Source organism: Parasynechococcus sp. (assembly GCF_042954325.1).
GTDB lineage: Bacteria > Cyanobacteriota > Cyanobacteriia > PCC-6307 > Cyanobiaceae > Parasynechococcus.
This window is the reverse complement of sequence record NZ_JBGKDS010000030.1, coordinates 1-7984: the sequence shown is the minus strand read 5'-3', so window position 1 is coordinate 7984 and position 7984 is coordinate 1. Positions and strand designations below refer to the sequence as shown.

Sequence of the window (7984 nt, the reverse complement as noted above, 5' to 3'; positions counted from 1 at the left end):
CATGATTCTGGACCTGAAAGGTTGGCTGAATGAGTCTGAACTCAGCCTAATTTTTTGGACCAGTGTGCTGCACACACCATGGTGGAGACGTGCAGCACGTGCGATTCAGCGGCTCAAGCCTTGAGTGCTGCTTCGATGGCACCCTTCAGCTCGGCGCTGTCCGGGGCGACACCACTTTTGAAGCGGCTGATCACGGTGCCATCGCGACCGACGAGGAATTTTTCGAAGTTCCAGGCCACGTCGCCGGCGGGCTCGGTCTGGTTCAGGGTCGTGTAGGGCTCAGTGGTGCTGCCCATGGCATGCACCTTGTCGAACAGTTCGAAGCTGGCTCCGAATTTGGTCGAACAAAACGTCTTGATCTCGTCGAGGTTGCCGGGCTCCTGGGCGCCGAAGTCGTTGCAGGGGAACCCCAGCACGGCAAAACCCTTCGCGCCGTAGCTGTCCTGGAGGGCTTGGAGTCCTTCGTATTGCGGAGTGAAGCCGCAACGGCTGGCCACGTTCACCACCAGCAGCACGCTGCCGGCGTAGTCACCCAACGATTTGTCGGCTCCGTCGGCTGTACGAACACTGACGTTGCTCAGGCTGACCGCCATGATTCGATACAAAAGCGGTCCCGAGGTTAGCCCTGGCAGCCCCACATACACTTGTGGGCCGGCTGCAGATCGATGAGCGAAGCAACGGGGCCGAGCGTGAGTGAGCTGGCCGTCGAGAACCTCGAGCTCGTCGACGTGGTGACGCGGCAGTTGGAATCGATGTTGTCTGTCGGCAACTACGACGCGGTCAAACGGCTGCTGGAACCCGTTCAGCCGGTGGATATCGCTGAGTCGATCGGCAATCTGCCGACGACATTGCAGGCCATTGCCTTTCGGCTTCTGGGGAAGAACGAAGCCATCAGCGTCTACGAATACCTGGATACGGCCACCCAGCAGAGCCTGCTGACACGGTTGCGCTCCGAGGAGATGCGCGAGGTGGTCGAGGAGATGTCACCCGATGACCGAGCGCAATTGTTTGATGAGCTGCCGGCCAAGGTGGTGCGTCAGTTGCTCAGCGAGCTCAGCCCGGATGAGCGGAAGGTGACCGCCGAACTCCTGGGTTATGAGGCGGAGACGGCCGGTCGTCTGATGACGACGGAGTACATCGATCTCAAGGAAGCCCAGACGGCGGCGGTCGCCTTGGAGATTGTGCGGCGTCGTGCCCGCGATACCGAGACGATCTATTCGCTGTATGTCACCGATGCCGGGCGACATCTCACCGGCATCCTGTCGTTGCGGGATCTGGTGACAGCGGATCCCAGCGCACGGATCAGCGATGTGATGACCGCCGACGTGCTCAGCGTGAGCACGGACACCGATCAGGAAAAGGTGGCTCGCACGATCCAGCGTTACGACTTTCTGGCCGTTCCGGTGGTCGACCTCGAGAACCGCCTTGTGGGGATCGTCACGGTGGATGACGTCATCGACGTGATCGAACAGGAAGCGACCCGTGACCTCTATGCGGCAGGTGCGGTGCAGGCCGGCGATGAGGACGACTACTTCAGCAGTGATCTGTTCACGGTGGCCCGCCGCCGCGTGGTCTGGTTGGCGATTCTGGTGGTGGCCAGCTTCTTCACATCGGAAGTGATCGCCGCCAATGAAGAGGTGCTGCGCCGTGTGGTGCTGCTGGCTGCGTTCATTCCTCTCCTCGGGGGGACGGGGGGCAACGTTGGTGCCCAGAGCTCAACGGTGGTGATCCGTGGTCTGAGCACGCAAAGCATCAGCGCCCTGGGGCCGATCAAGGCGGTGGGCCGAGAGCTGCTGGCCGGAGCGTTGTTGGGAGTTCTGATGATGATTTTGGTGGTGCCGTTTGCCTGGTGGCGGGGCGAGAGCGCCCTGGTGGGGCTGTCGGTTGGCTTCAGCTTGCTGGCGATCACCACGTTGGCGGCCACGGCCGGGGCTGGTTTCCCATTGTTGTTTGACCGCATGGGTCTGGATCCGGCCTTGATGTCGACCCCGTTCATCACCACCTGCACGGATGTGGCAGGAACATTGATTTATCTCAAGATCGCGGATTGGTTGCTGACCAACCTGCCCCAGCTGCAGGAGGCTGGGGGTATTTCTACTCATTTCCTGCCGTTCGCTGCTTTCTGAGAGTTCGTTTACGTTTCTTAGGGTTAGTCTTTACATAACTAAACGAAGCCCCATGGCTCCCGCCGCCGCCATCGCTTCCAAAGCGCCGACCCAAACACGACAAGTCTCCGTCGATGTCGATCTGGTTCGGTCCTACCTGCGTGATATCGGTCGCGTGCCTCTGCTCACCCATGAGCAGGAGATCACCCTCGGCCGTCAGGTCCAGGACCTGATGGAGCTTGAAGAGCTGGAGAAAGAACTGGAAGCCCGTGAAGGCAGCAAGCCCACCAAGGAGCTGTTGGCGAAAGAATCCGGTTTGTCTGTCGTGAAGCTCAAGCGCAAGCTGCAACACGGACGCCGCGCCAAGGAGCGCATGGTTGCCGCCAACCTGCGACTGGTGGTGAGCGTTGCCAAGAAATACACCAAGAGGAACATGGAGCTCTTGGATCTGATCCAGGAGGGCACCATCGGCTTGGTGCGCGGTGTGGAGAAATTCGATCCCACGCGTGGTTACAAGTTTTCGACCTATGCCTACTGGTGGATCCGCCAGGGCATCACCCGGGCGATTGCTGAGAAGAGCCGCACGATTCGGCTGCCAATCCATATCACGGAGATGCTCAACAAGCTGAAGAAGGGACAGCGTGAGTTGAGTCAGGATCTGGGTCGTACCCCCACCGTCACCGAGCTGGCTGCCTTCGTTGAGTTGCCTGAGGACGACGTCAAGGATCTGATGTGCCGTGCCCGCCATCCCGTCAGCCTCGAGATGAAGGTTGGCGATGGTGATGACACCGAATTGCTGGAGTTGCTGTCGGGTGACAGTGAACTGCCCAGCCAGCAAGTGGAAGAGGACTGCATGAAGGGTGATCTGCGCAGCCTTCTGGGTCAGCTGCCACACATGCAAGAGCAGGTCTTGCGGATGCGTTACGGCATGGACGGTGAAGATCCGATGAGCCTCACCGGAATCGGTCGGATCTTGGGCATGAGTCGTGATCGGGTGCGCAACCTGGAACGCGATGGCCTGGCTGGATTGCGCCGGATTAGCGACCAGGTGGAGGCCTACGTCGCCTGTTGAATCCGCTCAATACTCTTCAGTACCCCGATCAAAATCCGATTGACTTGATCGGGGTATTCGTCATGCGGGCAGTGTCCTCCACCAGTCACAACATCGAGCGATTGGATGCAATCAATGGTCTCTGACCATCGTTTGGCTTCTTGAATCGGTTCCCAGGGATCTTTGTCCCCCCAAATCAAGTGAACAGGGATCGTCATCCCTTGCATCAGGTCAGGGGCCAAGGCATCGTCAAAGAGATTGATGAATCCACGGAAGGCTTCGGCAGCACCAGCGCGAAGCGTGGGTCGGTACAGCAGATCGATCAATTCTTCATTGACGTTGAATCCGCTGGGATAAGCCTGTTTGAGAACGCTGCGAATCAGACCAGGGCGTGCCGCATTGCGAAACAGGGCAGTGCTCAGCCAGCGTTGACCCACCATGGTTTTCAACAGTGGTCGAATCCAGCGCATCCAGGCCGGTTGCTTGGACAGTTGCTTGTCATCCATGAGGCGCTGAGCGCAGTCGATTAACACGACCCCTTGGCACCGTTCCGAGCCGAGTTGTTGAGCGGCCCGCAGCGCTACGACACCGCCGATCGAATTGCCCACAAGCACCACGGGACGATCGATGATCTCCCGGCAGAACGTGGCGACTTGCTCAGCCCAGAGCTCAAATCCGTAATGCACCGCATCGCTCGATTCAGGCTCTGACCTCAGGCGTGCCTTGGGTTGATCGCTGCGTCCGAACCCCAGCAGGTCGATGGCATAGCAGAGTTGGTGGAGTCCCAAAACGGGTTGGTTGTAACGCCAGTGACGGGTGTTGGCTCCAAATCCATGGATGAGCAGGACAGCCGGAGATGTTGCCTGCTCTCCGCAGACTGACCAGCCGATCTGATGTTGATTCCAGTCCCATAGGGAGGCAACGGGCTGGGCACCAGGCATTGATGGGTCGTCAGAGCAAGCAACACTGTGGCGGTTTTGTGCCCATGCTGTGTCGTCCTAGCAACGGCTCATGCATCAATGGGACGTTGACAGTCTGCAAAAAGAACGAGTGTTTGTGGTGGCTCACTTTGAACAATCTTGTTCTGGAAGAGCGGTTTTACTTGGTCTGAGCATTGCTTCAATTGTTCAAGCTTTCGTTGTCGACGCTAGGTGTGCTTGCTATCTTCAAAAAAAATAATCCACGCTTTTGATGAAGCATTCTCAGCTCGAGGAGATTTCCTGGTTTTCTGAATTAGATCACCTGACAAAAGCGCAGCTGGTTCTTGATATCGAAGTTGTTAACTTTGCCCCTGGAGATAAAATATTTGAGCAGGGTGATGCTGTTAATTCGGTCCATTATTTTGTGAGCGGCTTGCTTCAAAAGGAATTGGATGGCCGTTTGGTTTCTACGAATAATCTTGAGCACGCCCAGGATGATGAAATCCCCGACCAGACCTTGGGTTTTTTGGGTCATGAGGTTGCGGCGTATGGTGATCAGTCGCATCCGTTTACCCTCATTGCAACCACTTCCGGCACAATGTTGTCGATCAATCAGGATGCATTTACGTGCCTGATTGCTGAGAATTATGATCTGCGTTCGGCGGTCTATCGTTCGATTATCTTTGGCGATACGGCCATTCTTGATCAATATCGCAAAGAGAAAAAAGAAGGATCTATTTCGTGGACCAAGGAAATCTGGTGGATTTTGGCATTGGTGCTGCCACTCATTAATTACTATTTCTTGAGTGTCAATACATCCATTGATACGGGCCAAATTATCTTTTCTTCATTGGTGCTTGCCAGTCTTGCCCTTTGGATTGGTGAGGTTGTACCCGTTTTTGCGCCGGCGATCACGATTCTGATTGGCCTGGTGCTTCTGAATATTGCACCTCAGGAAGTCGTTTTGTCTGGCTTTGGGAATCAGAGCTTTTTGTTCATGATTTCTTTGTTTGTTATTGGGGGATTGATTAAGCAGTCGGGATTGGCCTTTCGATTGTGTTTGCTGATCTTGAAACGAGCACCGCAAACGAAGTCAAGCCTTGGCTTGATTATGTTTTTTATGGCATTATTTTTGAATCCAATCTTGCCATCTGCTTCGTCTCGAACCAATATTTTGGCTCCGATTCTGACCGATATGAAGAGAAATCTTCGCCTCCAGGATCGCTCGCCTTTGTTCACATTGATGACCGTTTCGATGTGGGCTGGTATCAGTACATTCTCATTCGTCTTTATTTCTGCGAAGTCGGATAATTTGATTCTTTTTGCACTTTTGCCGAACCAAGTTCGTGACTCATTTGGCTATGGAGAGTGGATTTATCATTCATTAGCGATAGCCGTACCATTTGGTTTATTATGTATATTTGCTCTGGCTTTTTTGTTCAAGAAATGCAGCAGATTTGAGATTAGTCGTGATTTGATCTCCACCCAGCTGACTTTCCTTGGCCCTCTTACAACGCTTGAATATGCGGCGATGGGAAGCATCTTTATTTTTCTTGTGGGAACAGCGACGCTTGCCATTCATGGATTCAGCAGTGTTTGGGTTAGCTTGATGATTCTTTGCTATCTGTTGTTTACTGGGATTGTCAAAGGTGGCGATGTTAAATCGCTTGTTGATTGGCCTTTTCTTCTCTTTCTCTCGTCAATTGTTGGCTTGAGTAGCTCCATCCCCTATTCGGATTTTGATGATCTTTTGACGAACTCCATGCAGGGGTTTGGATCATTAATTTCCTATAATTTATATCTTTTTGTTCTCGTTTTCGCTGGAATTGTTTATCTGCTAAGGCTTTTCCTTCCCGGCAAACTATGTGGCCCTTTGCTGGCAACGATTTTCATTCCTCTTTTTTCGGCCGAAAATGTTAATCCCTGGATTCTGTGCATGTGCTGCCTCATGTTTACAGATGCAGCTTTTTTCCCCTACCAGCATCCTGCTTTGAGCAGCTTCCTTGGAACGATTCGCTCGGATCAGAGCCTTGACCGTCAATCTTTCTGGAAGGCCAACTGGGTGATCAATGTATTCAGGATTGCTGCTGTTCTTCTGGCGATCCCGGTTTGGCAGCTCTCCGGTATTAGCTAATTAATTTTCTCAATCAGTCATGATGAATTCACTGCGCTCCATTTTTTCAAAGTCAAAATTTATTTTCCCCCTTCTTTTTCTGTTGATGTTGTTTGGGGCTGTCTCCTACGACATCCGATCCAAGAAGCGAATCCTGATCGTTCATAGTTACAACACGGATTACGAATGGGTGAATGACATCAATGTTGGGCTCGACCGTGGCTTTAAGGGTATTGATAATACTTTGATTAAGTACCATTATATGGACACCAAGCGTTTTCCGGATCCCCGCAGCAAGGAAAAAGCATCCATTAATGCCATCGGAGAGATTAATCGATGGAAACCTGATGTTGTGGTCACGATTGATGATGATGCACAGCTTTTGGTCGGCACTCAATTTATTGATAAGCCGGATGTCGATATTGTCTACGCAGGCATCCAAAATTCTTCGGAGGGTTATGGCTATGTCGATGCCGAAAATGTGACCGGGATTCGTGAGGATGTTGTGTTAAGGCCATTGTTTGAGGCAATATCTCAGAGCAAAGGTGTTGAAGAAGAGGGTAAATCTGCACTGCGGATCTATCATTTGTCTGATACCTCGAGTTATTCAGCCAGTGTTGTAGATCGTGTTCGTGGTTTTCAATGGAACCCCCATGAGCTTGTATCTTCTAAGGAGTATGTCTTCTTTGATGACTGGAAGAAGGGGATCTTGGAGGCGAATGAAACGGCAGATCTGATTTATCTCACGAACTACCACACCCTGAAGCAGCGTCCTTTGCCGGGTCAAGAGGGAGACGCTGGCATCACCTTGCCGTCTGTGCCGAGTGGTGAGGTGATGCAGTGGGCGTTGGCCAATTCTGAGTTGCCCATCGTTGGATCCTGGTCATTCCTTGTTCAGGACGGTGGAATGTTATCGATGGCCATGTCCGGTTTTGAGCAGGGGGAGGTTGCGGCAAAATTGGCTCGGTTGGCGGCCAGTGGTGAAGAGCTTCCCTTGGAGCAGCGTCACGTCACAAATCAGCAAGTGTTAGTTGTTCTTCGGGAAAAAGCGATTCAAAAGCAGAAGTGGCGGCTCCCAAATTTGTATACATCGTTTGCGCGCTCAACCGGAAATTATTATGAGTAGTTGCTTAAAATATTGAGCATGGCGTGAAATGGATGTGGATTTTTTTGCTGGGTCTGGCTAGCATTTAGAGACATTGCTAAAAGTAAATGACGTTCACGCTGATTGGTCAGACCTCTGCAGTGATGGCAGAGGCTGGCTCGGCAGTATCGCCTGAATGGCAAATCGATGGTGAGAGTGGGAACACGCAATATCCCTATGGCAAGTTCAAGCCTTTGGCCACGATGGGAGAGGTGGATGCCAGTCGTGCAGACAAGAGTACCCCCGCTGATTTACAGGCTTTAACCGGTGTCCCTGACGGCTCTGGTGCTTGGCTAGTTGACAACGATACGGTTCGGATTGCTTATCAGTCCGAGTCCCAAGGGTCAATTATGCCGCGGACTCCCACGCCTCAGACGTATCCCCAAACGATGCAGTCTGGTGTTACTTTTACAGGCTCAAAAATTCACTATATTGACTACGATCGTGCTCAGTTAGCAGACTATCTGGAAGATGAGTCCACTGCTGCGTCGATGGTGAAGGGCAGTGGATTTCTCTTCGACAAGGTCTTCAACGTTTTTGGCCTTGAAGTGACTCCCAAAGGCGGTCAGGACCCCTTGAGTTCCGCTTGGGGAACACAGGTGAAGCCCAATGGGAAATTTGTCGACTTTGTTGCGGAAGACCGTGTCACGG

The 7984-nt window shown here is 52.8% G+C and carries 6 protein-coding genes and 1 pseudogene; 5 read left to right on the top strand and 2 right to left on the bottom strand.

Annotation, left to right across the window (positions count from 1 at the left end):
• Positions 1-113: 113 nt before the first annotated feature.
• Positions 114-593, bottom strand: a complete 480-nt coding sequence (locus ACGVKB_RS04935) for a glutathione peroxidase (protein WP_392350166.1) — start codon at positions 591-593, stop codon at positions 114-116.
• Positions 594-665: 72 nt separating this feature from the next.
• Here ACGVKB_RS04935 and mgtE point away from each other — a divergent pair, with 72 nt between their 5' ends.
• On the top strand, positions 666-2126 hold the full coding sequence (gene mgtE / locus ACGVKB_RS04930) for a magnesium transporter (RefSeq protein ID WP_392350165.1): 1461 nt from the start codon (positions 666-668) through the stop codon (positions 2124-2126).
• Between the two features lie 52 nt (positions 2127-2178).
• The gene (locus ACGVKB_RS04925; protein WP_392350164.1) at positions 2179-3177 is read left to right on the top strand and encodes an RpoD/SigA family RNA polymerase sigma factor; all 999 of its coding nucleotides are present in this window, start codon (positions 2179-2181) and stop codon (positions 3175-3177) included.
• Here ACGVKB_RS04925 and ACGVKB_RS04920 read toward each other — a convergent pair.
• Positions 3162-4097 carry an alpha/beta fold hydrolase gene (locus tag ACGVKB_RS04920; protein ID WP_392350163.1) on the bottom strand — a complete coding sequence of 312 codons (936 nt, stop codon included), beginning with the start codon at positions 4095-4097 and terminating at the stop codon, positions 3162-3164. The two genes, ACGVKB_RS04925 and ACGVKB_RS04920, sit on opposite strands and share 16 nt — an antisense overlap.
• 250 nt (positions 4098-4347) lie before the next feature.
• Between ACGVKB_RS04920 and ACGVKB_RS04915 the strand changes: the two genes are divergently transcribed.
• The 3 genes and pseudogenes from ACGVKB_RS04915 to ACGVKB_RS04905 all read left to right on the top strand — a co-directional run.
• Complete coding sequence (locus ACGVKB_RS04915; protein ID WP_392350162.1) at positions 4348-6210, top strand: SLC13 family permease; 1863 nt, start codon at positions 4348-4350, stop codon at positions 6208-6210.
• A 22-nt stretch (positions 6211-6232) separates the two neighbouring features.
• The gene (locus ACGVKB_RS04910) at positions 6233-7315 is read left to right on the top strand and encodes a hypothetical protein (protein WP_392350161.1); all 1083 of its coding nucleotides are present in this window, start codon (positions 6233-6235) and stop codon (positions 7313-7315) included.
• Between the two features lie 86 nt (positions 7316-7401).
• Positions 7402-7984: pseudogene (locus ACGVKB_RS04905) on the top strand (calcium-binding protein); the annotation flags it as partial.